Origin of the sequence: Stenotrophomonas sp. HITSZ_GD, assembly GCF_029543105.1 — a bacterium.
Classification (GTDB): Bacteria; Pseudomonadota; Gammaproteobacteria; order Xanthomonadales; family Xanthomonadaceae; genus Stenotrophomonas_A.
In genome coordinates this window covers 1-25,591 of record NZ_JARQXB010000020.1, presented here as the reverse complement: position 1 = coordinate 25,591, position 25,591 = coordinate 1, and the positions used below count along the sequence as shown (strand labels likewise).

The 25,591-nt window shown below is 68.9% G+C and carries 23 protein-coding genes; 20 read left to right on the top strand and 3 right to left on the bottom strand.

Annotated elements, in window-relative coordinates; translation table 11 throughout:
- The first annotated feature begins 160 nt into the window (after positions 1-160).
- The 16 genes from P6166_RS15545 (at position 161) to P6166_RS15470 (ending at position 19,719) form a co-directional block, all read left to right on the top strand.
- Positions 161-1,660 (top strand): GGDEF domain-containing protein, encoded by a 1,500-nt coding sequence (locus P6166_RS15545; protein WP_277765353.1) that lies wholly within the window; start codon positions 161-163, stop codon positions 1,658-1,660.
- Positions 1,661-1,768: 108 nt separating this feature from the next.
- The gene (pyrH, locus tag P6166_RS15540; RefSeq protein WP_277765352.1) at positions 1,769-2,491 is read left to right on the top strand and encodes a UMP kinase; all 723 of its coding nucleotides are present in this window, start codon (positions 1,769-1,771) and stop codon (positions 2,489-2,491) included.
- A 105-nt stretch (positions 2,492-2,596) separates the two neighbouring features.
- Positions 2,597-3,154, top strand: coding sequence for a ribosome recycling factor (gene frr, locus P6166_RS15535; protein ID WP_277765351.1), 558 nt, complete (start codon positions 2,597-2,599; stop codon positions 3,152-3,154).
- 33 nt (positions 3,155-3,187) lie between these two features.
- Complete coding sequence (gene uppS, locus P6166_RS15530; protein WP_277765350.1) at positions 3,188-3,925, top strand: polyprenyl diphosphate synthase; 738 nt, start codon at positions 3,188-3,190, stop codon at positions 3,923-3,925.
- Complete coding sequence (locus P6166_RS15525) at positions 3,922-4,746, top strand: phosphatidate cytidylyltransferase (protein WP_277765349.1); 825 nt, start codon at positions 3,922-3,924, stop codon at positions 4,744-4,746. Before uppS ends, P6166_RS15525 begins: the two co-directional genes overlap by 4 nt.
- Positions 4,747-4,769: 23 nt before the next feature.
- A complete protein-coding gene (locus tag P6166_RS15520; protein WP_277765348.1) occupies positions 4,770-5,963 on the top strand; it encodes a 1-deoxy-D-xylulose-5-phosphate reductoisomerase in 1,194 nt (397 codons plus the stop codon).
- A gap of 26 nt (positions 5,964-5,989) precedes the next feature.
- Complete coding sequence (gene rseP / locus P6166_RS15515) at positions 5,990-7,342, top strand: RIP metalloprotease RseP (protein WP_277765347.1); 1,353 nt, start codon at positions 5,990-5,992, stop codon at positions 7,340-7,342.
- 96 nt (positions 7,343-7,438) lie between these two features.
- On the top strand, positions 7,439-9,859 hold the full coding sequence (gene bamA / locus P6166_RS15510; protein WP_277765346.1) for an outer membrane protein assembly factor BamA: 2,421 nt from the start codon (positions 7,439-7,441) through the stop codon (positions 9,857-9,859).
- Between the two features lie 555 nt (positions 9,860-10,414).
- Positions 10,415-11,431: a UDP-3-O-(3-hydroxymyristoyl)glucosamine N-acyltransferase gene (gene lpxD / locus P6166_RS15505; RefSeq protein WP_277765370.1), complete on the top strand. Its 1,017-nt coding sequence runs from the start codon at positions 10,415-10,417 to the stop codon at positions 11,429-11,431.
- Entirely contained in the window at positions 11,428-11,889 is a 462-nt protein-coding gene (gene fabZ / locus P6166_RS15500) for a 3-hydroxyacyl-ACP dehydratase FabZ (protein ID WP_277765345.1), read from the top strand. The genes lpxD and fabZ overlap by 4 nt, the downstream gene beginning before the upstream one ends.
- A 16-nt stretch (positions 11,890-11,905) precedes the next feature.
- Positions 11,906-12,697, top strand: a complete 792-nt coding sequence (gene lpxA / locus P6166_RS15495) for an acyl-ACP--UDP-N-acetylglucosamine O-acyltransferase (RefSeq protein WP_277765344.1) — start codon at positions 11,906-11,908, stop codon at positions 12,695-12,697.
- Positions 12,694-13,941 (top strand): lipid-A-disaccharide synthase, encoded by a 1,248-nt coding sequence (gene lpxB, locus P6166_RS15490; RefSeq protein WP_277765343.1) that lies wholly within the window; start codon positions 12,694-12,696, stop codon positions 13,939-13,941. Before lpxA ends, lpxB begins: the two co-directional genes overlap by 4 nt.
- A complete protein-coding gene (locus P6166_RS15485) occupies positions 13,938-14,615 on the top strand; it encodes a ribonuclease HII (protein WP_277765342.1) in 678 nt (225 codons plus the stop codon). The genes lpxB and P6166_RS15485 overlap by 4 nt, the downstream gene beginning before the upstream one ends.
- 191 nt (positions 14,616-14,806) lie before the next feature.
- The gene (gene dnaE / locus P6166_RS15480; RefSeq protein ID WP_277765341.1) at positions 14,807-18,394 is read left to right on the top strand and encodes a DNA polymerase III subunit alpha; all 3,588 of its coding nucleotides are present in this window, start codon (positions 14,807-14,809) and stop codon (positions 18,392-18,394) included.
- An 85-nt stretch (positions 18,395-18,479) separates the two neighbouring features.
- Positions 18,480-19,439, top strand: a complete 960-nt coding sequence (locus tag P6166_RS15475; protein WP_277765340.1) for an acetyl-CoA carboxylase carboxyltransferase subunit alpha — start codon at positions 18,480-18,482, stop codon at positions 19,437-19,439.
- 100 nt (positions 19,440-19,539) lie between these two features.
- On the top strand, positions 19,540-19,719 hold the full coding sequence (locus P6166_RS15470) for a hypothetical protein (protein ID WP_277765339.1): 180 nt from the start codon (positions 19,540-19,542) through the stop codon (positions 19,717-19,719).
- 3 nt (positions 19,720-19,722) lie between these two features.
- Here the strand turns inward: P6166_RS15470 and P6166_RS15465 are convergent, their stop codons facing one another.
- Entirely contained in the window at positions 19,723-20,172 is a 450-nt protein-coding gene (locus P6166_RS15465) for a CopD family protein (protein WP_277765338.1), read from the bottom strand.
- A gap of 87 nt (positions 20,173-20,259) precedes the next feature.
- On the opposite strand from P6166_RS15465, the gene P6166_RS15460 reads away from it, so the two are divergent.
- Both P6166_RS15460 and phaZ read left to right on the top strand, forming a co-directional pair.
- Entirely contained in the window at positions 20,260-20,850 is a 591-nt protein-coding gene (locus tag P6166_RS15460; protein ID WP_277765337.1) for a class I SAM-dependent methyltransferase, read from the top strand.
- 289 nt (positions 20,851-21,139) lie between these two features.
- A complete protein-coding gene (gene phaZ / locus P6166_RS15455) occupies positions 21,140-22,438 on the top strand; it encodes a polyhydroxyalkanoate depolymerase (protein WP_277765336.1) in 1,299 nt (432 codons plus the stop codon).
- Positions 22,439-22,556: 118 nt separating this feature from the next.
- Here the strand turns inward: phaZ and P6166_RS15450 are convergent, their stop codons facing one another.
- Positions 22,557-23,468, bottom strand: a complete 912-nt coding sequence (locus P6166_RS15450; RefSeq protein ID WP_277765335.1) for a sensor domain-containing protein — start codon at positions 23,466-23,468, stop codon at positions 22,557-22,559.
- Entirely contained in the window at positions 23,465-23,830 is a 366-nt protein-coding gene (locus P6166_RS15445; protein ID WP_277765334.1) for a PadR family transcriptional regulator, read from the bottom strand. Before P6166_RS15445 ends, P6166_RS15450 begins: the two co-directional genes overlap by 4 nt.
- Positions 23,831-23,963: 133 nt before the next feature.
- Here P6166_RS15445 and P6166_RS15440 point away from each other — a divergent pair, with 133 nt between their 5' ends.
- Both P6166_RS15440 and P6166_RS15435 read left to right on the top strand, forming a co-directional pair.
- Entirely contained in the window at positions 23,964-24,647 is a 684-nt protein-coding gene (locus P6166_RS15440; RefSeq protein ID WP_277765333.1) for a DUF502 domain-containing protein, read from the top strand.
- Positions 24,648-24,649: 2 nt separating this feature from the next.
- A complete protein-coding gene (locus tag P6166_RS15435) occupies positions 24,650-25,417 on the top strand; it encodes a queuosine precursor transporter (protein ID WP_277765332.1) in 768 nt (255 codons plus the stop codon).
- Positions 25,418-25,591 lie beyond the last annotated feature (174 nt).

Sequence of the window (25,591 nt, the reverse complement as noted above, 5' to 3'; positions counted from 1 at the left end):
GCGAGTGGTTTAGAAGGAGAAGAATTGGGGGTGGCCCTTCAGCCAGGCCGGCTTCAACCCGCAACTTTTCCGGTGCCCGGCCGCTAATACCCTACGAGCCCACCACCTAAAAGTGTGATGGCCGTGTATTCTTCGCCTTAACAGCACCAAAATCCCACGCATGCGTCCCGAACTCGAGGCTACCCTCGCCCACTGTCGAAACCTGCCCTCGCCGCCCGGCATCGCGCTGCGTGTGATCGAGCTGGCGCAGGACCCGGAAGTGGACATGGCCACCACCGCCGACGTGATCGCGATGGACATGGCGCTCAGCGCGCGCATGCTGCGCATCGCCAACTCGCCGCTGTATGCGAGCCGCCGCCGCATCGACAACCTGGGCCAGGCGCTGACGATGCTCGGGCTCAATGCGACGCTGAGCCTGGCGCTGGGCTTTTCGATGGTGCAAGGGCTGCGCCGCGGTTTCGGCAATACGCAGCTGCACGAGCACATCTGGCGCCGCAGCGTGGTCAGCTCGCTGGCCGCGCGCGTGCTGGGCCAGGCGCGCGGCCTGCGCAAGCCCGAGGAGCTGATGCTCGCCGGGCTGCTGCAGGACATCGGCGTGCTGGCCTTGCTGCAGGCCGTGCCGGAGCGCTACCAGGCCTTGTTGGACGAGGGTCCGCACGAACCGCAGGCGCTGCTGGAGGCCGAGCGGGCCGCGTTCGGGGGCGACCATGCCGAGATCGGGGCCTGGGTCGCGCGGCAGTGGCACCTGCCCGAATACCTGTGCGCGGCAATCGAACGCAGCGAGGCCGCGCCCGACGGCCGCGAGCCGTTCGCGGCGTGCGTGGCGCTGTCGCATTGCGTTTCGGAAATCTGGCTCGGCGAAGATCCGGAGTCGGCGCGCGAAGTGGCACAGCAGCGCGTGCAGGCGGCATTGCAGCTGGACCGCGAGCGCTTCGAGAAGGTGCTTGAACGCATCGGCGAGATGCTGCCGGAGATCGGCGCGCTGTTCGACGTGCGCATCCCGCAGCCGGAACTGATCGAATCGATCATCGACCAGGCCCGCGAGCTGTCCACGCTGCGCAACCTGCGCGAGTTGCAGGAAATGGCCGACGCGCGCCGCCAGGCCGACGAATCCGAACACCGCGCGCGCCACCTGGCCGAACAGGCCAGCCGCGACGCGCTCACCGGCGTGTACAACCGCCACCAGCTCGGTTCGACGCTGGAGCACGAATTCGACCTGGCGATCCGCCACGGCTGGCCGCTGTCGGTGGCCTTCATCGACCTGGACGACTTCAAGCGGGTCAACGACGTGCACGGCCACTTGGTCGGCGACGAAGTGCTGCGCACGTTCGCGCAGTCGCTGCAGCGCCTGCTGCGCACCAGCGATACCGTCGCGCGCTTCGGCGGCGAGGAATTCCTCGTCATCCTGCCCAATACCGGCGCCGAGGCGGCGCTGTCGGTCGTGCAGCGCGTGCTGGCCGAAACCGTGCGCGTGCCGATGGCGCAACTGGAAAGCGGCCCGCTGCACATCACCTTCTCCGCGGGGCTGGCCACGCAGGGCGACGGCAAGCTGTTCGACAACGTCGATGCGCTGCTCAAGGCGGCCGACAACGTGCTCTACCGCTCCAAGCATCGGGGCCGCAACCGGGTGACGGTTTACGCCGAGCCGGCCGCGGGCTGAGCACCCGGGGCGATTAACGGAACTGTTACAGCGTCATGAACCGCAACGCGGTCCTACGCCGTTTCCGCTAGAATCGCCGGCGTTTGCCCGCCACCCACGGAGTCCCCCATGTCCGAACTTGCCTATCGCCGCATCCTGCTCAAGCTTTCCGGGGAGGCGCTGATGGGAGGAGAGGACTACGGCATCGACCCGAAGATCATCAACCGCCTGGCGCGCGAAGTCATCGAGGCGCAGCAGGCCGGCGCCGAGGTGGCGCTGGTCATCGGCGGCGGCAACATCTTCCGCGGCGCGGGCCTGGCGGCCGGCGGCATGGACCGGGTCACCGGCGACCAGATGGGCATGCTGGCCACGGTCATCAACGCGCTGGCGATGCAGGACGCGCTGGAAAAGCTCGGCGCCAAGGTGCGCGTGATGAGCGCGATCAAGATCAACGACGTGTGCGAGGACTTCATCCGCCGCCGCGCCATCCGCCACCTGGAGAAGGGCCGCATCGCGATCTTCGCGGCCGGCACCGGCAACCCGTTCTTCACCACCGACTCGGGCGCGGCATTGCGCGCGATCGAGATCGGCGCGGACCTGTTGCTCAAGGCAACCAAGGTCGACGGCGTCTACGACAAGGACCCGAAGAAGCACGCCGACGCGGTGAAGTACGACGCGCTGACCTACGACGAGGTCATCGGCCAGGGCCTGGAGGTCATGGATACGGCGGCCTTCGCGCTCGCGCGCGACAGCGACCTGCCGCTGCGCATCTTCGACATGGGCCAGCCCGGCGTGCTGCTGCGCATCCTGCGCGGCGAGAGCATCGGCACGCTGGTGCGCGGACGCGGCTGAACCGCTCCGCCCGCGCGGGAGCCCGCGCCGTCCCGCCGCCGGCCCGTCGGGGCGGCGGCGCTTCCGATATAATCGGCCGATTCAGAAGCACCAGGATGCCCGGCGATGATCAACGAGATCAAACAAGACGCACAGAACCGCATGGCCAAGAGCATTGAAGCCTTGCGCCATACGCTCATCAAGGTCCGCACCGGACGCGCCTCGCCCGCACTGGTCGAGCACCTGAAGGTCAACTACTACGGCTCGGACATGCCGCTGAGCCAGGTCGCCACGGTCAACGTGTCCGACGCCCGCTCGCTGGTCATCACCCCGTGGGAGAAGCAGATGGTCGGCGCGGTGGAGAAGGCGATCCTCGCCTCCGACCTGGGCCTGACCCCGAACACCGCCGGCACCACCATCCGCCTCAACCTGCCCGCCCTGACCGAGGAGCGCCGCAAGGAGCTCACCAAGGTCGTGCACAGCGAGGGCGAGGACGCCAAGGTCGCCATCCGCAACATCCGCCGCGACGCCAACCAGCAGGTCAAGGACCTGTTGAAGGACAAGGCCGTCACCGAGGACGACGTGCGCCGCGCCGAGGAAGACGTGCAGAAGATCACCGACAAGGCGATCAAGGACGTCGATGAAGTGGTCAAGGCCAAGGAACAGGAACTGATGGCCGTCTGACGCATGTCGTCGACGGCTCCGCCGGATCCTGACATGTCCCTGCCCCGCCATCTGGCCATCATCATGGATGGCAACGGCCGTTGGGCCCAGCGCCGACGCCGCCCGCGCGTCATCGGCCATCGCGCCGGCGCGCGCGCGGTCAACCGCACCATCGATTTCTGCCTGGAAAAGGGCATCGGCGTGCTGACCCTGTTCGCGTTCTCCAGCGAGAACTGGGGCCGCCCGCAGGAAGAAGTCGACGCGTTGATGAAGCTGTTCCTGCACGCGCTCGACCGCGAGGTCGAGGAGCTGCAGCGGCGCGGCGTGCAGGTGCGCTTCCTGGGCGACCGCAGCCGCTTCGCGCCGGCCATCGTCGAGCGCATGCAGTCGGCCGAGGACAGGACCGCCGGCAACGACCGCCTCGTGCTGGCCATCGCCGCCAGCTACGGCGGCCGCCAGGACATCGCCCAGGCCGCGCGCGAACTCGCGCGCGAGGTCGCCGCGGGCCGCCTGGCACCGGACCAGATCGACGAAGCACTGCTGGGCAGCCGCGTCGCCCTGGCCGACCTGCCGCCGCCGGACCTGTTCATCCGCACCGGCGGCGACACCCGCATCAGCAACTTCCTGCTGTGGCAGCTCGCTTATACCGAGCTGTGGTTCACCGAGACGCTGTGGCCGGAATTCGACGCCAGCGTCCTGCAGCAGGCCTTGGACGAATATGCCCAGCGCGAGCGCCGCTTCGGCCTCACCAGCGCGCAGATCGCCGCCCGGACCGAGACCACGCCCGCATGACCAAGACCCGCGTCATCGCCGCTTTGATCATGGCGCCGGTCGCCATCTGCGCGATCCTCTTCCTGCCCACGCCCTGGCTCGCCGCCGCCGGCGCGCTGGTGTTCCTGACCGGCCTGTGGGAGTGGCTCAAGCTCTCCGGGGTGGACGACACCTTGCCGCGCACCGTGCTGCTGGTGCTGAACCTGCTGCTCATGGTGCTGCTGGTGTGGGCCTCGGCCTACTCGCTGGTGCTGTTCCAGCTTGCCAGCCTGGTCGGTGCGGCCTGGTGGCTGGCGGCGCTGCTGTGGCTGCGTTTCTTCGGCTTCGGCGCCGACCACGGCGGCTACGCGCGCGCGCTCAAGCTCGCCGCCGGCACGCTGGCTATCGTGCCGGCGTGGGCCGCGCTGGTGCTCATCCACGCCGAGAAGCCATCGGGCCATTACTGGCTGCTGACGGCGCTGATGATCGTGTGGGCAGCCGACTCGGGCGCCTATTTCGCCGGCCGCCATTTCGGCAAGCACAAGCTGGCCCCGCGGATCAGCCCGAACAAGACCATCGAAGGGCTCCTCGGCGGGTTGCTCGCCGGCCTGGCCGTGGCCGCCGCCTTCGGCACGCTGGCCGGCGCCACGCTGGCGCAGATGCCGGCGCTGCTCGGCGTGGCCGCGGTCACCGTGCTGGCCTCGGTGCTCGGCGACCTGTTCGAGAGCCTGCTCAAGCGCCAGGCCGGCGCCAAGGACTCGGGCAACCTCATCCCGGGCCACGGCGGCGTGCTGGACCGCATCGACGGCGTGCTGGCCGCGCTGCCGGTGTTCGTGCTCGGCAAGGAAATGCTGGGTCTCTGACGCCCTTCGCCGACACCGCTGACATGTCCCCGGCTAACGCCCCCCGCCAGGTCGCCGTCTTCGGCGCCACCGGTTCCATCGGTGCCTCCGCGCTGGACGTGATCGCGCGCCACCCGCAGCAGCTGCGTGCCCGCGTGCTGGCCGCCGGCAGCAACGTGGACGCGCTCGTCGCGCTGTGCGTGCGCCATCGCCCGGACGATGCGGTGATCGCCGATCCGGCCTGCCACGCCGCGCTGCGCGATGGCCTGCGCGCGGCGGGCCTGGCCACGCGCGCGCATGCCGGCGCGCAGGCATTGGAGGCATTCGCCGCCGCGCCGGAATGCGACACGGTGGTGGCCGCGATTGTCGGTGCCGCTGGCCTGCCCTCCACGCTGGCGGCCGCCCGCGCCGGCAAGCGCCTGCTGCTGGCCAACAAGGAATCGCTGGTGCTGGCCGGCGAACTGCTGATGCGCCATGCGCAGGCGGCCGGCGCGGAAATCATCCCGATCGACAGCGAACACAGCGCGATCTTCCAGTGCCTGCGCTCGTGCGACGCCAGCCGCGGGGTGCGCCGGGTCATCCTCACCGCCTCCGGCGGCCCGTTCCGTGGCCGCACGCGCGCCGAACTGGCCGACGTCACCCCGGCCCAGGCCGTGGCGCACCCGAAGTGGTCGATGGGGCCGAAGATTTCGGTCGATTCGGCCACCTTGATGAACAAGGGGCTGGAAGTGATCGAGGCCCACCACCTGTTCGGGCTGGCGGCCGACCGCATCGGCGTGTGGGTGCACCCGCAGAGCCTGGTGCATTCGCTGGTGGAGTTCGTCGACGGCTCCACGCTGGCGCAGATGGGCCTGCCGGACATGCGCACCACCCTGGCGGTGGGCCTGGCCTGGCCCGAGCGCGTGGAATCCGGCGTGGCCGGGCTGGACCTGCTGCAGCAGGGCCGGCTGGATTTCGAGGCGCCGGACCTGGAAGCGTTCCCGTGCCTGGCACTGGCCTGGGAGGCCATGCGCGCCGGCGGCACCGCCCCGGCCATCCTCAACGCGGCCAACGAAGTCGCCGTGGCGGCGTTTCTTGCCGGAAAGATCGGCTTTCTTGCCATTCCGGCACTGGTTCAGCACGCATTGTCTACGCTGCCGTCCACGAATGCGGATACGCTTGAGGCCCTGCTCGCGGCCGATGCCGACGCCCGTCGAATCACCGCAGCCGCCCTGACCCGTCCTACCGCACATGCCTGAGTTCTCCCTGCCACCGCGCTGCTTCCATGGCTGATTTCCTCGGCTCCGTCTGGTGGATGATCGTCAGCCTCGGCGTGCTGGTGACCTTCCACGAATTCGGCCACTTCTGGGTGGCGCGGCGTTGCGGCGTGAAAGTGCTGCGGTTCTCCGTGGGTTTCGGCCGCCCGCTGTGGACGCGCCGCGACCGCCACGGCACCGAGTTCGTGATCGCCCTGCTGCCGCTGGGCGGCTACGTGCGCATGCTCGACGAGCGCGAGGGCAACGTGCACCCGGCCGAGCGCACCCACGCCTTCAACAACAAGCCGGTGCTGCAGCGCATCGCCATCGTGGCCGCCGGCCCGGTCGCCAACGTCATCCTGTGCCTGGCCCTGCTGTGGGCGATGCTGCTGATCGGCCGGGCGGACTATTCGGCCACGCTCGGCCCGGCCCAGGGCATGGCCGCCAGCGCCGGCCTGCACGCCGGCGACCGCATCACCGGCGTGGACGGGCGCACCGTGCAGAGCGCCAGCGACGCCAGCGTGGCGCTGATCCTCGCCGCGATGGACCGGCGCGACGCCCACCTGGACGTACTTGGCCCGGAAGGCGACGAACGCCGCGTCACCCTGCCCCTGGGCCAGCTGGCGCCGGGCTTCGCCGAGCAGCGCGTGCCCGAGCTGGCCGGCCTGAGCTGGAGCTTCCAGCAGCGTCCGGCGGTCATCGCCGAGATCGCGCCGGGCACCCCGGCCGACGGCGTGCTGCAGCCCGGCGACCGCATCCTGGCGGTGGACGGGCAGGCCGTGACATCGGGCGAGCAGGTCGAGCCGCTGGTCGCCGCCCTCGGCCGCCGCGGCGGTGCGGGCATGGTCGAAGTCCAGCGCGGCGAAGACCGCCTGGCGCTGGAACTGGCCCCGCGCCAGGATGCCTCGGCCCCGGGCGGCTGGCGCATTGGCGTGGCCCTGGCCGGCGGTGGCGCGCCGGCCTACGACATGCGCGTCCAGTACGGCCCGCTGGCGGCGGTGCCGGCGGCGATCCGCGAGGCCGGCAACATGACTGCCAACACTCTGGGCGTGCTGAAGCGGCTGGTCACCGGCCATGCCTCGCTGCAGGTCATTTCCGGGCCGGTGGGCATCGCCCGCGCGGCCAACGACTCGGCCAAGCGCGGGGTCGACTGGTTCCTGTATTTCCTCGCCACCCTGTCGCTGGGCCTGGCGATCCTCAACTTCCTGCCCATCCCGATCTTGGACGGCGGACACCTGCTGTATTACCTTATCGAGTTGGTCAAGGGCAGCCCGCTCAGCGACCGCGTCATGATCGCCGGCCAGTACGTGGGCCTGGCGCTCCTGGCCGGGCTGATGGGATTGGCGTTCTACAACGACATCCTGGGCCCGCTCCCACGATGACGGCCAGCAGAAAGACCGGCTCCTGTGAACTTATCCGCGCTGTCGTCGTCATACGCCGGCACCCCTGCAAAACGAACCCGCTCAACCGGATGTGACATGACGAGATTTCCCACTCGCCGCCTGCTTGCTCTTGCCCTTGCCACCGGCCTGGGCGTCCCGGCCCTCGCCTCGGCGGCCGAACCGTTCGTCGCCAGCGATATCCGTGTGGACGGCCTGCAGCGCATCTCCTCCGGCACCGTCTTCACCTACCTGCCGGTGAACCGCGGCGATACGGTCGACGATGCCAAGGTGGGCGATGCGATCCGCGCGCTGTACCGCACCGGCTTCTTCGAGGACGTGCAGCTCGACCGCCAGGGCAGCATCCTGGTGGTGACCGTCAAGGAGCGCCCGGCGATCAACAAGCTCACCGTGACCGGCAACAAGGACATCAAGTCCGAGGAGCTGCTCAAGGGCCTGAGCGACATCGGCCTGAGCGAGGGCGGCACGTTCGACCGCCTGAGCCTGGACCGCGTGACCCAGGAGCTGACCCGCCAGTACAACAACCGCGGCAAGTACAACGTGGAGATCACCCCGACGGTGAGCCCGCTGGACCGCAACCGCGTGGACGTGGCCATCGCGATCAAGGAAGGCAAGGCCGCCAAGATCCGCCACGTGAACCTGGTGGGCACGGAGAAGTTCGAGAACGAGGACATCCTGGCCGGCTGGGAGTCCAAGGAGCACAACTGGGCCTCGTGGTACCGCCGCGATGACCAGTACTCGAAGGAAAAGATGTCCGGCGACCTGGAGAAGCTCAACTCCTGGTACCTGGACCGCGGTTACGTGGACTTCAGCATCGACTCCACCCAGGTGTCGATCAGCCCCGACAAGCGCGACATGTTCGTGACCGCCGGCGTGACCGAGGGCGAGCAGTACAAGATCTCCGACATCAAGGTGACCGGCGACACCGTGCTGCCGCAGGAGGAGATCGAGAAGTACGTGATCCCCAAGTCCGGCGACACGTTCTCGCGCGCGCTGCTGGAATTCAGCGCCGACGCGATCACCAACACGCTCAGCAACATCGGCTACGCCTTCGCCAAGGTCAACCCGATCCCGACCCCGAACCGCGAGGACCGCACCGTTGCGGTGAACCTGCAGGTCGTGCCGGGCCCGCGCGTGACCGTGCGCCGCATCCTGTTCAAGGGCAACAGCCGCACCTCCGACGAGGTCTTGCGCCGCGAGATGCGCCAGTTCGAGAACAGCTGGTACTCGCAGGCCGCCATCGACCGCTCCAAGATCCGCCTGCAGCGCCTGGGCTACTTCGAATCGGTGGACGTCGAAACGCCGGCGGTGCCGGGTAGCAGCGACCAGGTGGACGTGGTCTACAACGTCAAGGAAACCACCTCGGGCAGCTTCGTCTTCGGCCTGGGCTACTCGCAGAGCTACGGCGTGACCACCTCGGTGCAGTTGTCGCAGAACAACTTCCTGGGCGGCGGCAACCGGGTGTCGGTCGAGGCGTCGCGCAGCAGCTACCTGCAGCGTTATGGCTTCAGCTACACCAACCCGTTCTTCACCGACGACGGCGTGTCGCTGGGCTACAACCTGTCCTGGCGCGAACTGGACTACTCCGACTACAACACCGCGCAGTACAACAGCACCAACGGTGCCGCGCAGATGATCTTCGGCGTGCCGATCACCGAGAACGACACCGTCTCGCTGATGTTCGGCATCGACAGCAACCAGATCACCACCTACAACGGGTTCACCCCGCAGTCGATCGTCGACTACATCGACGCGATGGGCACGCGCACCTTCCACGCCTGGCGCACCGAGCTGGGCTGGGCACGCGACACCCGCAACGACTACTTCATGCCCACCCGCGGCATGTACCAGCGCGTGGGCCTGGAAACCACGCTCCCGGGCTCCACCGCCGAGTACTACAAGCTCAACTACCAGATCTCCAAGTACTGGCCGATCATCCCCTCGCTGGTGATCAACACCCGGCTGGAGCTGGGCTACGGCGACAGCTATGGCAGCGACAAGAGCCGCGACATCTGCGGCGTGGACCAGCAGCTGGACACCGGCGCGACGGTCTTCGTGCCGCAGGACTGCAACGGCAGCAACCTCAAGCGCCACGTGGTGGCCTCGGGCCTGCCGTTCTACGAGAACTTCTACGCCGGCGGCACGAACTCGGTGCGCGGCTTCGAGGACAACACGCTGGGCCCGCGTTCGGAAGCCACCACCTCGTATCCGAAGGGCCAGCCGCTGGGCGGCTCGGTGAAGACGGTCGGCTCGATCGAAGCCTACTTCCCGAAGCTGTTCGACAGCCCGTCCGCGCGCCTGTCGGCGTTCGTGGACTTCGGCAACGTGTTCAACGGCACCGACGAGTTCAAGGCCAACGACCTGCGCGTGTCCACCGGTGTGGCCCTGCTGTGGCGCGCCCCGGTCGGCCCCATCTCGATCAGCTACGCGATCCCGCTGAAGAAGGAAGACGGCGACGAAATCGAGCGCCTGCAGTTCACCTTTGGTGGGCCGTTCTGACGAACTGCCCGCGGCCACGCCCGCGGAGGGGGCGTGGGCTGCCCAACGTTCGCTGCGCGAACGCCGGGGCCCCTCGCGTCTGCCTTGCCTATCCCCCGCGGCTTCGCCGCGCCCCCCCCTTAACAAAGGGGGGCTCCGCTCCAGATGGAATCAAGCCGCGCCCGTCGCGGCTTTTTGCTTTTTCTACCCGCACCCACGCTTCCCCGGCACATGCATGCTTTTTCAGCCGCACGCCGCGATGTATCGGGCGCCCGGGGCCATGCCCTGGCGGGGGCGTGGGGCGACATGGATGTCGCCCTACGAGCCCCGCATGGATGCGGTTCTTGGCGTCCCCCGCCAGGGCATGGCCCCCGGGCGCCGCGCGATGGCAACAGCACAGCCGCTTCCACAGCCAACTGCACAAGTGCCAGCCTAAGCGGTCGCGGCTGAAGCCGCTCCTACAGTTATCCCAACGCCCGCTTATGCCAGTGCCCGGTTATCCCACCGCCGGACACCCCATACCAGCCCGCATCGCCCCGCCCCACGCCGCGAGCGGCTAAACTTCGCCCCGTGAACATGCCCACCTATACCGCCCAACAGATCGCCGAGCGCTTCGGCCTGCAGCTGCACGGCGCCGGCGACACCGTCATCCAGGGCGTCGCCACCCTCGCCCACGCCGGCCCCGGCCAGCTCAGCTTCCTCGCCAACCCGCGCTACCGCATCCAGCTCGCCGACAGCCGCGCCGCGGTGGTGGTGATGCGCGCCGACGACGTCGAGGCCGCGCCCGGCGCCGCCCTCGTCGCCAAGGACCCGTACACCGCGTTCGCCAAGATCTCGGCCCTGTTCGAAGTGGCCCCGGTGCGCGAGCCCGGCATCCACCCGCTCGCCGTGATCGACCCCACCGCCCACGTCGCCGCGAATGCCCACATCGGCCCCTTCGTCAGCATCGGCGCGCGCAGCGTCGTCGGCGAAGGCTGCGTCATCGGCGCCGGCTCGATCATCGGCGAGGACTGCGTCGTCGGCGACGGCTGCACCCTCATCGCCCGCGTCACCCTCGTCACCCGCGTGCGCCTGGGCAAGCGCGTGCAAATCCATCCCGGTGCCGTGATCGGCGCCGACGGCTTCGGCCTGGCGATGGACGCCGGCCACTGGATCAAGGTGCCGCAGCTCGGCGGCGTGGTCATCGGCGATGATTGCGAAATCGGCGCCAATACCTGCATCGACCGCGGCGCGCTCGAGGACACCGTCCTGGAAGAGGACGTGCGCGTGGACAACCTCGTGCAGATCGCCCACAACTGCTACATCGGCGCGCACAGCGCGATCGCCGGCTGCACCGGCATCGCCGGCAGCGCCAAGATCGGCCGCTACTGCCTGCTCGGCGGCCACGTCGGCGTCGTCGGCCACCTGGAGATCTGCGACAAGGTCGTGATCACCGGCAAGTCGGTGGTGCGCAACTCCATCCACGAGCCGGGCGAGTATTCGTCCGGCACCCCTTTGACCGATACCCGCACGTGGCGCAAGAACGCCGCGCGCTTCAAGCAGCTCGACGCCCTCGCCCGTCGCGTCGCCGCTGTGAGCAAGGAGAACGAATGAACGACGAGACCCTGCAGCTGCCGATCGACGTCACCCAGATCCAGGAGCTGATCCCGCACCGCTACCCGTTCCTGCTGGTGGACAAGGTGCTCGAGCTGGACGTCGAGGCCAAGCGCATCGTCGCGCAGAAGAATGTCAGCATCAACGAGCCCTACTTCCAGGGCCATTTCCCGGGCCGGCCGATCATGCCGGGCGTGCTGATCATCGAGGCGCTGGCCCAGGCCGGCGGCGTGATGACCCAGCTCAGCCTGGGCCGCGACGCGCAGTCCAAGCTGTTCTACATGGTCAAGGTGGAGAACGCGCGCTTCAGCAAGCAGGTCGTCCCCGGCGACGTGCTGATGCTCGAAGTGCAGATGAAGCGCCTGATCCGCAACATGGGCTGGTACTACGGCGAGGCCAAGGTCAACGGCGAGATCGTCGCCTGCGCCGAGGTCATGTGCGCCGGTGCCAAGGGCTGAGGCCAGCGGAGGAACGATGAGCGACAGCGCCCCCCTGATCCACCCCACCGCGGTGATCGACCCGTCCGCCCGCCTGGCGGCCGGCGTGCGCGTCGGCGCCTTCACTTTCATCGGCGCGGACGTGGAAATCGGCGAGAACACCGAGGTCGGCCCGCACTGCTCGATCCACGGCCCGACCCGCATCGGCCGCGACAACCGCTTCATCGGCCATGTCGCCGTCGGCGGCGAGCCGCAGGACAAGAAGTTCGGCGGCGAGCGCACCGAACTGGTGATCGGCGACCGCAACGTGTTCCGCGAATTCGTCACCCTCAACCGCGGCACCGGGGGCGGCGGCGGCGTGACCACCATCGGCCACGACAACTGGATGCTTGCCTACACCCACGTGGCGCATGACTGCCACGTCGGCAACCACTGCGTGTTCTCCAACAACACCACGCTGGCCGGCCATGTCACCGTGGGCGACTACGTGATCATCAGCGGCTTCGCCGGCGCCCACCAGTTCTGCCGCATCGGCGCGCACGCCTTCCTGGGCATGGGCGCACTGACCAACGGCGACGTGCCGCCGTTCACCATGGTGGGCAGCGATTCGCTCGGCCGCCCGCGCGGCATCAACAGCGAAGGCCTCAAGCGCCGCGGCTTCGACGCCGAGCGCATCGCGGCGATCAAGCGCGCCTACCGCACGCTGTACGTCGCCGGCCTGCCGCTGGCCGAGGCCAAGGTGCAGCTCGCCGAACAGGCCGAGCAGAGCCCGGACGTGAAGGACATGCTGGACTTCATCGAACACGCGGAGCGTCCGCTACTGCGATGAGCGTTACCCATCCGGCCCCGGCCGCGCCCGTCTCCGCCGCGCGCATCCCCGCCCTCGCGACGCCCCCGGCCCGCCCGCCGCGCATCGCGCTGGTGGCGGGCGAGACGTCCGGCGACCTGCTAGGCGCCGGGCTGATCACCCAGCTGCGCGAGCGCTTTCCCGATGCGCAGTTCGCCGGCATCGGCGGCGATGCGATGCGCAACGCCGGGTGCGAGACCTGGTTCGACGCCAGCGAGCTGTCGTTGATGGGCCTGGTCGAGGTGCTGCGCCACCTGCCGCGGCTGCTCAAGTTGCGCCGCGAACTGCGCGAGCGCCTGCTGGCCTGGGAACCGGACGTGTTCATCGGCATCGACGCGCCGGATTTCAACCTCGGCGTGGAGAAGTGGCTCAAGCAGCGCGGCGTGCGTACCGTCCACTACGTCAGCCCCTCGGTGTGGGCGTGGAAGGAAAAGCGCGCCGAGAAGATCGGCGCCAGTGCGGACATGGTGCTGTGCCTGTTCCCGATGGAGCCGCCGATCTACGCCCGCCACGGCGTGGACGCGCGTTTCGTCGGGCACCCGATGGCCGACGACATCGACTACCAGGTCGACCGCGACGCCGCGCGCGCCGCGCTCGGCATTTCCTCCTCTTCGCCCGTGCTGGCGGTGCTGCCCGGCAGCCGCCTGGGCGAGGTGAATCGCCTGGCCGAAACCTTCTTCGAGGCCGCCTGGCAGGTATCCGAACAGGTACCGGGCCTGCAGGTGCTGGTGCCGGCCGCCAACGCCGCGGTCAAGCCCGTGCTGGCCGAGCACCTCTCGCGGTCGGCGCTGCCGATGCTGCGCTCGCACCTGCTCGACGGGCGCGCGCGGCTGGCGATGATCGCCGCCGACGTGGTGCTGCTGGCCTCCGGCACCGCCACGCTGGAGGCCATGCTGGTGAAGCGGCCGATGGTAGTGGGCTACAAGGTCGCCCCGCTCACCGCGCGCATCGTGGAGATGCTGGGCTTGCTCAAGGTGCGCCGCTTCGCGCTGCCCAACATCCTGGCCGGCGAGGACCTGGCGCCGGAACTCATCCAGCAGGACTGCACGCCCGAGCGCGTCGCCGCCGCGGTGACGGACTGGTTCCGCGCGCCACAGAAGGTCGCCGCGTTGCAGCCGAAGTACCTGAAGCTGCATGCCGAACTGCGGCGCGATGCCTCCGCGCGCGCCGCCGAGGCAGTGGCCGAATTGCTCGGGCGTCGCCCGGCCAGCGGCACGCCGGCATGAAGCGCGGCACGCCCGATCCCTCCGCCGGCGCGTTGTTCGTCGTCGCGCCCGCGGCGGCCATCGCCCCGCGCATCGCCGGCGTGGACGAGGCCGGCCGCGGTCCGCTCGCCGGCCCGGTGGCGGTGGCCGCGGTGGTGTTCGACCCGGCGCGCCCGCGCATCAACGGCCTGGACGATTCCAAGCAGCTCACCGCCGAGCGCCGCGAAGTGCTCTACGCGCGCATCGTCGAGCGCGCGCTGGCCTGGCACGTGGTGCTGATGACTTCCGAGGAGGTCGACGCCCTCAACATCTTCCAGGCCACCATGCTCGGCATGCGCCGCGCGGTGGAAGGCGTGGCGCACGTGGCCGGCCATGCCCGCATCGACGGCAACCGCCTGCCCAAGGGCCTGCCGTGCAGCGCCGAAGCGCTGGTGGGGGGCGACGCGCGCGACCGCGCGATCATGGCCGCCTCGATCGTCGCCAAGGTCACCCGCGACCGTTACATGGTGCAGTTGCACCAGCAGCACCCGCAGTACGGCTTCGACCAGCACAAGGGCTACAGCACGCCGATGCACCTGGCCGCGCTGCGCCAGCACGGCCCCTGCCCGGAACACCGGCGCAGCTTCTCGCCGGTGCGCCAGGCGCTGGGGCTGGCCGTCGCCGAACCGCCGCCGGAAGCCGCGCTGCTGCTCTGACGCGCCGCGCCCGCGTGGCGCACGACGGCGGCGGCGCTTCGGCCGGCGGCGCTTCTGCCTGGCCACGCGTCGGCGCGTCTCATGGCGGCAGACACTGGAGGCCCCGGCCCGCGCCCCGCGTCGGTGCCCTGTCAAGCCTTGCCCCCCTCCCCCCCGGGGGCTAACCTTCCCGATCACTGCAGTGATCCGGCATGACCACCTCCCGCTTCGTCCATCTCCACGTCCACACCGAGTTCTCGCTGGCGGATTCCACGATCCGCGTGCCCGAGAAGCCGGAGCAGGCCGACCCGGCCAAGGCCAAGCGCGCCAACCTGCTCAGCCGCGCGGTGGAGCTGGGGCTGCCCGCGCTGGCGGTCACCGACCTCAACAACCTGTTCGCGCTGGTCAAGTTCTACAAGGCCGCCGAAGCGGTCGGCATCAAGCCCATCGCCGGCGCCGACGTGATGATCGCCACGCCCGACCAGGCGCCGTGGAAGCTCACCCTGCTGTGCCGCGACCGCGACGGCTACCTGAGCCTGTCCCGCCTGCTCACGCGTGCGTGGATGGAAGGCCATCGCCCCGAGGGCGGCGTGGCCGTGCGCCCGGAATGGCTGGCCGAGCACCACCACAACCTGTTCGCATTGGCCGGGCGCGACAGCCTGGCCGGCCGCCTGTTCGGCGAACATCGCCATGACCTCGCCGAGCAGCAGCTGGCCGACTGGCAACGCGTATTCGGCGACGGCCTGCACCTGGAACTGACGCGCACCGGGCGCGAGGGCGAGGAAGCGTTCAACCAGTTCGCCCTGCAGGCCGCCGGCCAGCGCGGGCTGCCGGTGATCGCCAGCAACGACGTGCGCTTCCTGCACGCCACCGATTTCCCCGCGCACGAAGCGCGCGTATGCATCGCCTCCGGCCGCGTGCTCGACGACCCGCGCCGCCCGCGCGATTACAGCGACCAGCAATACCTGAAATCGCAGGAAGAGATGTCGGCGCTGTTCGCCGACGTTCCCGACGCCATCGACAACACGCTGGCGCTGGCGCAGCGCTGCAACATCGAGATGCGCCTGGGCACCTACTTCCTGCCCGCCTACCCGGTGCCCGAGGACGAGACCCTCGACAGCTGGATCCGCAGCACCGCGCGGCGCGGCCTGGAAGCGCGCCTGGAAAAGAACCCGCTGGCCGAGGGCAAGACCCGCCAGGACTACTTCGACCGCCTGGAATTCGAGCTGGACACCATCATCAAGATGGGCTTCCCCGGCTACTTCCTGATCGTGGCCGACTTCATCCAGTGGGGCAAGGACAACGGCATCCCGGTCGGCCCGGGCCGTGGTTCCGGCGCCGGTTCGCTGGTGGCCTGGGCGCTGAACATCACCGACCTGGACCCGATCCCGTACAACCTGCTGTTCGAGCGCTTCCTCAACCCCGAACGCGTGTCGATGCCCGACTTCGACATCGACTTCTGCATGGACCGCCGCGACGAGGTCATCGACTACGTCGCGCGCAAGTACGGCCGCGAGCGCGTCAGCCAGATCATCACCTACGGCACCATGGCCGCCAAGGCGGTGGTGCGCGATGCCGGCCGCGTGCTGGGCTTCCCGTATGGCCTGGTCGACGGCGTGGCCAAGCTGATTCCCAACATCCTCGGCGTGACGCTGAAGGACGCGATGGGCGAAGGCAAGGACTCGGAGATGGCCTCGCCGGAGCTGATCCAGCGCTACCAGGCCGAGGACGACGTGCGCGACCTGATGGACCTGGCGCGCCAGCTCGAGGACCTCACCCGCAACGCCGGCAAGCATGCCGGCGGCGTGGTGATCGCGCCCGAGCCGCTGGCCGAGTTCTGCCCGCTGTTCGCCGAACACGACGAGGACGGCCGCGGCAAGAACCCGGTCACCCAGTTCGACAAGAACGACGTGGAAGAAGTCGGCCTGGTGAAGTTCGACTTCCTCGGCCTGCGCACGCTGACGATCATCGACTGGGCGGTGAAGGCGATCAACGCGCGGCACGCGCGCGCCGGCATCGAGCCGATCGACATCGCCGCGCTGCCGCTGGACGACGCACCGACCTACAAGGACATCTTCGCCTCGGGCAACACCGGCGCGGTGTTCCAGTTCGAATCCTCGGGCATGCGCCGCCTGCTGAAGGACGCCAAGCCCGACCGTTTCGAAGACCTCATCGCGCTGGTGTCGCTGTACCGCCCCGGCCCGATGGACCTGATCCCCAGCTTCGTGGACCGCAAGCACGGGCGCGAGGAAATCGAATACCCCGACCCGCGCACCGAGACCATCCTGAAAGACACCTACGGCATCATGGTGTACCAGGAGCAGGTCATGCAGATGGCGCAGATCGTCGGCGGTTACTCGCTGGGCGGCGCCGACCTGCTGCGCCGCGCGATGGGCAAGAAGGTGCCGGCCGAGATGGCCAAGCACCGCGAGATCTTCCGCGAGGGCGCGGCCAAGGACGGCGTGGGCGAAGCCAAGGCCGACGCCATCTTCGACCTGATGGAGAAGTTCGCCGGCTACGGCTTCAACAAGTCGCACGCCGCCGCCTACGCGCTGGTGAGCTACCAGACCGCATGGCTCAAGCGCCACTACCCGGCCGAGTTCATGGCCGCCACGCTGTCCTCGGACATGGACAACACCGACAAGGTGGTGGGCTTCCTGGACGAGGTGCGCAACCTCGGCCTGACGGTGCTGCCGCCGCGCGTGAACGAATCGGCGTACATGTTCGAGGCCGCGAGTGCCGACACCATCCAGTACGGCATCGGCGCGATCAAGGGCGTGGGCCGCGGCGCGTGCGAGGCGATCGTGGAGGAGCGCGAGCGCAACGGGCGCTACGAGACGCTGCTGGATTTCTGCACGCGCGTGGATTCCTCCAAGCTCAACCGGCGCACGCTGGAAGCGATGATCAACGCCGGCGCGCTCGACGGCCTGGGCCGCAACCGCGCCTCGCTGATGCTGCAGCTCCCGGAAGTGCTCAAGGCCACCGACCAGATGGCGCGCGAGAAGGCGTCGGGCCAGAACTCGCTGTTCGGCGGGCCCGACCCCGCCGCCCCGGCGATGCGGCTGGAACTGCCCGAATCCAAGGAATGGCCGCTCGGCCAGCTGCTCACCGGCGAGCGCGACACGCTCGGCTTCTACCTCAGCGGCCACCCGTTCGACCCGTACCGCGACGAGGTCAGGGAACTGGTGGGCTGCGACCTCGGCGCGCTGGACCGCATCTGGTCCTCGCAGTCCTCCGGCCGCGGCGGTGGCGATGGCGGCGAGAAGCGCTGGCGCCCGGAAGTGAGCGCGATCCTCGCCGGCCAGGTGGTCGGCGTGCGCCGCAAGGGCGACAGCCAGGTGTTCGTGCAACTGGAAGATGGCCGCGGCCGCGTGGAATGCAGCGCGTTCTCCGACGGCCTGGCCGAATTCGGCCACCTGCTCACGCGCGACCGCATCCTGATCGTGAAGGGCGGCCTGCGCGAGGATGAGTTCAATGGCGGCTATGCGCTGCGCATCCGCCAGGTGTGGGATTACGAACAGGTCTGCGCCGAGCACGCGCGCCACCTGGCGCTGCGCCTGGACCTGCGCGACCGCCAGGCCCTCGCGCGCGTGGATGGCCTGCTCGCCGCGCACCGGCCCGGACGCACGCCGATCCGCTTCGACCTGCTGGTGGGCTCCCCGCAGGGCACCGTGGCCGGCATGCTCGACCTCAACGGCAGCCAGGGCGTGCGCATCGCCCCGCAACTGCTCGACGGCCTGCGCGCCGACCCGGCCGTGCGTACCGTCAAGGTCAAGTACAACCCGCCTTGGGCGCAGTGAGCGCCGCCCGCCACCCGGACGCCTGCGTACGGGTGGATCGCGCCCCTTCGGCTACACTTCCTTCCTTTCGTCCGACCGGCTTCCCATGAATCCGAACTACCTCGACTTCGAGCAACCCATCGCCGATCTGGAAGCCAAGATCCAGGAGCTGCGCAACGCCAGCACCGGCCCGGCCGTCAACGTGGATGCCGAGGTGAAGGCCCTGCGCGACAAGCTGCGCATCCGCACCGCGCAGATCTTCCGCGACCTGTCCGCCTGGCAGGTCTCGCAGCTGGCGCGCCATCCGCAGCGGCCGTACACGCTCGATTACATCCGCATCTTCTGCGACGAGTTCCAGGAGCTGGCCGGCGACCGCGCCTATGCCGACGACAAGGCCATCGTCGGCGGCCTGGCCCGCATCGACGGCCGCCCGGTGGTCATCATCGGCCACCAGAAGGGTCGCGATACCAAGACCAAGGTCGCGCGCAACTTCGGCATGCCGCGCCCGGAGGGCTACCGCAAGGCGCTGCGCCTGATGAAGCTGGCCGAGCGCTTCCGCCTGCCGCTGCTGACCTTCATCGACACCCCCGGCGCCTACCCGGGCATCGGCGCCGAAGAGCGTGGCCAGTCCGAGGCGATCGCGCGCAACCTGCTGGAAATGGCCGAGCTGAAGATCCCGGTGATCTGCACGGTGATCGGCGAAGGCGGCTCGGGCGGCGCGCTGGCCATCGGCGTGGGCGACCGCACGCTGATGCTCGAATACGGCACCTATTCGGTGATCTCGCCGGAAGGCTGCGCCTCGATCCTGTGGAAGGACGCCGGCAAGGCGAAGGACGCCGCCGAGCAGCTCGGCCTGACCGCCCCGCGCCTGAAGGCGCTGGGGCTGGTGGACAAGGTGATCCGCGAGCCGATCGGCGGCGCGCACCGCAACCCGAACCAGATGGGCAAGCGGCTGAAGGCCGTGCTGCTCAACGAGCTCGACGCGCTGGAGAAGATCCCGGTCGACACCCTGCTGCAGCAGCGCTACGAGCGGCTGCGCGGTTACGGCGCCTACGAGGCGGCGTAAGGCATCGCACGGCGGCGCACGGCGGCGATGCCGGCGCCCGGATGCGGGGCGCCGGCCACCGCGCTAGGATGGCCGCGGCTCCCGCAAAGGAATGACCCGCATGGACCTGCCGTGGTGGGTAGGGCCGACCGCCCTGTTCGTGATCCCGCTGATCGTCGCGCTGCTGGTGAACCTGTTCGTCCGCCACCGGCGCGGCATCGCCTCCAATGCGGTGCTGGCCTGGTTCGTGATCGTCTGCTGGGTCACCGCGGTGACGTGGATCCTCCGGCAGGTGCGCTGAGCCTTAGAACGGCTTGGCGAGCACCAGCCAGATCACGCCGACCAGCAACAGCACCGGCACCTCGTTGAACAGGCGCAGCGCCCGCGAGGAAGGCAGCGCGCGCCCCTGGTCCACGCCCTTGAGCCAGCGGCCGGCCACGATGTAGTGAGCCAGGATCAGCACCACCACGCCGAGCTTGGCGTGCAGCCACTTGCCGCCGCCGACCATCGTCGGGAAATCGGGAATGAAGCGGTAGCCCAGCCACAGGATCGCGCCGAGCACGATCGCCAGGCCGAACATGTTGTGGCCGAACTTGTACAACCGGCGCCCCATCAACACGAGCCGTGCGCGTACCGCCGCATCGTTGCCCGCCTCGGCGAGGTTGACCAGGATGCGCGGCAGGTAGAACACGCAGGCCATCCACGCGATGACGAACAGCAGGTGGAAGGTCTTGATCCACAGGTACAGGGTCATTGGGCTGGCTCCACCGCTCGCGTAGGATGGGCGGCATTCTCCCCGATCCCACGCCGCCCCGCACAGCCGGGTGCGCCCGGAGCCCGCATGTCCAAGCAATACGACCAGGCCTATTTCCAGCGCTGGTACCGCCAGGAAGGCCTGCACGATGCCGCGCGCCTGCGACGCAAGGTCGCACTGGCCGTCGCGTTGGCCGAGCACTACCTCGAACGCCCGATCCGCAGCGTGCTCGACATCGGCTGCGGCGAAGGCGCCTGGCGCGCCCCGCTGCAACAGTTGCGCCCGCGCGTGCAGTACCTGGGGTTCGATCCCAGCGAATACGCCGTGCGCCGTTACGGCCGCAGCCGCAATATCCACCTCGCGCGCTTCGGCGATTTCGCCTGGTTGCGCCCCTGCGCCCCGGTGGACCTGCTCGTGTGCAGCGACGTGCTGCACTACCTGCCCACCCGCGAACTGCGCGCCGGCCTGCCGGGCCTGGCCGAACTGTGCGGTGGCGTCGCATTCCTGGAAACCTTCGCCAAGGAAGACGAATTCGAAGGCGACCACGAGGATTTCCAATCGCGCCCCGCCCGCTGGTACCGCCAGCAGCTGGAAGGCGTCGGCTTCACCGCGCTGGGCTCGCACGGCTGGCTTTCGCCAGCCTTCGCCGGCCACGCCTCGGCGCTGGAAACCCCCTAACGACAGCCCGATAGCCCACGCTTCGCCCTTCGACCCGCGACGTGGAAGGTTGGAGGGCGTCCGGGGGCATGCCCTGACGGGGGCGTAGGGCGACAGGACGTCGCCCTACGAGCGCGAGTCCATGGATGGACGTTTTCGGCGTCCCCCGTCAGGGCATGCCCCCGGGCGCCGCGCGACCCACTCCCCGCCCGAGGCCTTACGCGGAACAACCCCCCGCCCCATTAAGGTGCATATAGCCCCAATTAGGGTATGCTGCACAGCAGCAACCATCACGTTGTCAAGGGCGAGAATGCTTTATCAACTGCATGAGCTGACCCGCAATCTGTTGGCGCCGTGGGTCCACCAGGCGCGCGCGAACGTCAAGATGTTCTCCGATCCGGACTCGCTGTGGGCGTCCCTGCCCGGCGCTGAGCGCCTGGCCGCCGGCAACGAGCTCTTCCACCGCCTCGGCAAGGCCTACGAGAAGCCCGCCTGGAACCTCGACGACGTCGAAGTGGACGGCCACTCGCTGCCCATCATCGAGCGCGAAGTCCTCGCCAAGCCGTTCTGCCGCCTGCTGCGCTTCAAGCGCTTCAGCGACCGCCCCGAGCTGCTGGCCAGCATGAAGCAGCAGCCGACCGTGCTGGTCGTCGCCCCGCTCTCCGGCCACCACGCCACCCTGCTGCGCGACACCGTGCGCACCCTGCTGCGCAACCACAAGGTGTATGTCACCGACTGGGTCGACGCGCGCATGGTGCCGCTGTCCGAAGGCGACTTCGGCCTGGACGACTACATCGACTACATCCGTGACTTCATCCGCCACATCGGCGCCGAAGAGCTGCACGTGATGAGCGTGTGCCAGCCGACCGTGCCCGTGCTGGCCGCCGTTTCGCTGATGGCGGCCGATGGCGAGAAGACCCCGCGCTCGCTGGTCATGATGGGCGGCCCGATCGACGCGCGCCGCAGCCCCACCGCGGTGAACAACCTCGCCACGCAGAACCCGCTGTCGTGGTTCGAGAACAACGTCATCCACACCGTGCCGTTCCCATACCCGGGGCACGGCCGCCAGGTCTATCCGGGTTTCCTGCAGCACGCCGGCTTCCTGTCGATGAACCCCAGCCGCCACGTCATGTCGCACTGGGATTTCTATACCGACCTGGTCAAGGGCGACCTGCAGGACGCCGAATCGCACCGCCGCTTCTACGACGAGTACAACGCCGTGCTCGACATGCCGGCCAAGTACTACCTGGACACCATCCACACCGTGTTCCAGGAGTTCCTGCTGCCGCGCGGCGAGTGGAAGGTGCGCGGCCAGCGCGTGGAGCCCGCGGCGATCGGCGAGACCGCGCTGCTGAGCATCGAAGGCGAGTTGGACGACATCGCCGGCCTCGGCCAGACCGAAGCGGCGCAGCAGCTGTGTACCGGCATCGAGCCAGCGCATCGCCGCCACCTCGTCGTCGAGGGCGCGGGCCATTACGGCATCTTCAGCGGCCGCCGCTGGCGCGACGTGGTGTACCCGCAGGTGCGCGACTTCATCGCCCGCTACGCCGCCGAACCGGTGCGCAAGGCCCCAGCGGCGACGATCACCCCGCTGCGGCGCCGCAAGTAAGCGCGCCGCCGGTACCCCGCCCCGCCGCCTTCGTAGGAGCGGCTTCAGCCGCGACCGCAGCAGGCGCAAACAAAAAGGCCGCCCCAAGGGCGGCCTTTTTTTCATCCAGCGTCTCCAGTCAATCCGCCCGCACCAGCAAGTGCTTGGCTATCAACCCGTGCACGTGCCCAATGCCCCGCGCCAGGTGCAGCGTGGCGAACAGCATCACCACGCCCACCGCGCAGACCAGCGGCAATGCCCAGGCCGCATCGCTGACCAGGTTCCAGGGCCCGACGTTGATGTCGAACGCATGGTCGAAGATCACGCCCAGCGGCGACAACACCAGGCCCAGCGACAGGCTCAACAGCGTGGTGAACAGCACCGAGTACACGATGCCCAGCGGCAGCATCAGCAGGAAGTACAGCATGGTGGTCCACGTGCGCGCGTCGCTGAACATCGCGCCGATCCGTGCGATCCAGCCCTCCTGGTGGCTGACATAGGTCGGCCTGCGCGGCATGCGCACACCCAGCAGCACTTCCACGATGCGGCCCTCCACCAGCGAAAGCACGCGCACCGAGCCGAGGAACAGCACCAGCAGCGGGACGCCGATGATCAGGATCAGCAGGCCGAGCGAGAGCGCGGTGCCGGTGACCACCCAGCTGAAGTAGAAACTGCCCGTCGCCACGGCCAGCAGCAGGTAGAACAGGGCGCCGTAGGTGCGCGGGTCGGCGGCCACGCCGAAGAAGCGGCCCACCCACGAACGGCGCTTGGGCGGCACCGGCGGGCGCAGCGCGCGGCTCACCGTCACCTCGGTCTCGCGGTAGATGTCGGCCACTTCCTCCGGCGCGCCGTAGCTGCCGGCGACATCGGCGATGACCTCCGCCTCGCTGCGGCCGGGCTGGGCGGCCATCTCCGCGCGCAGGTATTCCTCCGCGTCGTAGAGGGCGTCCTGGATCATCGCCGGATCGGCGCCGGCCAGGGCCTGGCGCAGTTGCGCCAGGTATTCGGGAATCGTCGCCGGCAATGGCCGGGCGGTGGTTTCAGTGTTCATGCGGTACTCCCCTCCAGCACGGAATCGACGGAATCTCGGGTGGCCCGCCAAGCGGCGGTCCACTGCGCCAGGCAATCGCGCCCGGCCTCGGTGATGCGGTAATAGCGGCGCGGCGGCCCGGACATCGACGGTTCGACCTCGCTCTGCAGCAGGCCGGCGCCTTCCAGGTTGCGCAGCACCGGGTACAGCGCGCTCTGCTTGCCGGCCAGCACGCCATCGCCGATGCGCTCCAGCCGCTTGGCGATGAGGTAGCCGTACAGCGGCTCGCTGGCCTGCGCCAGGACGGCGAGCAAGGCCAGGGACACGGTGCCGGCGCTGAGCTCCTTCTGGAACTTGCGCAATTGGGCGTCGATGTCGCTCATGGCCACCTCCCGCTAGGTTGGAGGCCATGCTATTGCGAAGTTCGGTATACCGAATGTGCCGGTAGTCACCCCGGCCACCGGCGGGCCCATACCGGCGCGTTTGCCGACCTGAATGCCTACAATGGCGCGCACTATGTCCCCCGCCGACGCTGCTTCCCCCTCCCCCCGCCCCTCCCTGCAACGCATTTTCCTGACCGGCCTGCTCACGCTGCTGCCGGTGTGGTTGACCTGGGTGGTCGTCAAGTTCGTGTTCTCGCTGCTCTCGGGCATCAGCGCGCCGTGGGTGACGCCGCTGTCCGAGCAGATCGCCAGTTCCTTCCCGGGCTACCTGGACTGGATCCAGGCGGTGTGGGTGCAGAACACCATCGCGTTGATCGCCACGGTGCTGGTGATCCTCTTCGTCGGCGTGCTCAGCCGGCGGGTAATCGGCCAGCAGCTGTTGCGTTGGTTCGAGGCGGTGATGCGCCGCATCCCGCTGGCGAGCGTGGTCTACGACAGCGCGCGCAAGCTGCTGGACATCCTGCAGACGCAGCCGGGCAGCACGCAGCGCGTGGTGTTGATCGACTTCCCGCATCGCGACATGAAATCCGTCGGCCTGGTGACGCGGGTGATCCGCGAGCACGGCACGGGCCGCGAGCTGGCGGCGGTGTACGTGCCGACGACGCCCAACCCCACGTCCGGCTACCTGGAGATCGTGCCGGTGGAACTGCTCACGCCGACCGACTGGACGGTGGACCAGGCGATGAGCTTCATCATCTCTGGCGGCGCCGTATCGCCGGACACCGTACCCTTCACCCGCACCGCCGACCGCGCGTGACGATGCCCCGGCTGCTCGAGGATCGCGCCGTTCGCCTGTTCATCGGGCTGGCGGCGTTCTTCTGCGTCAATGCGGCGCTGGCGGAGTTCATCGGGGTGAAGATCTTCGCCCTGGAGGACACGCTCGGCATTGCGCCGTTGAACTGGAACCTGTTCGGGCAGACGGGCTCGCTGAGCTTCACCGCCGGCACGTTGTTGTGGCCGATCGTGTTCATCATGACCGACACGATCAACGAATTCTTCGGCAGCCGGGGTGTGCGTTTCATTTCCTGGCTGGCGGTGGGGTTGATCGGCTACGGCTTCGTGTTCGCGTTCGCGGCGATCAAGCTGGCGCCGGCCGGCTGGTGGGTGACGGCGGCGCAGTCGCAGGGCGTGCCGGATTACCAGGCGGCGTTTTCGGCGATCTTCGGCCAGGGGTTGTGGACCATCGGCGGTTCGCTGGTGGCGTTCCTGGTCGGGCAGTTGATCGACGTGGCGGTGTTCCATCGCATCCGCCGGGCGACCGGCGAAAAGCACGTGTGGCTGCGCGCGACGGGCTCCACGGCGGTATCGCAGCTGGTGGACAGCTTCGTGGTGATCTACGTGGCGTTCGTGATCGGGCCGCAGCATTGGCCGCTGTCGCTGTTTCTCGCGGTGAGCACGGTCAACTACGTCTACAAGATGGGCTTTGCGATCGCGCTGATCCCGCTGCTGTATCTGATGCGGCGGTGGATTACGCGGTATCTCGGTGCGGAGCGGGCCGAGGAATTGCGATTGCAGGCGGCTGGATAAAGGGTTTTTTTGATTGGGCGGCCGTTGGCCGCCCTTTTTGGTTTTTCGCGCGGGTTTTCGGGGGTGTTGGCCTTCGATGTGGGTCGGCTGTTTGGTTTTTGTGCACGGCCTGCGGGGGCTGGGCCCTTTCGGGACACGCCGTGAACCCATCCATGGGGGCTCGTAGGCGACATC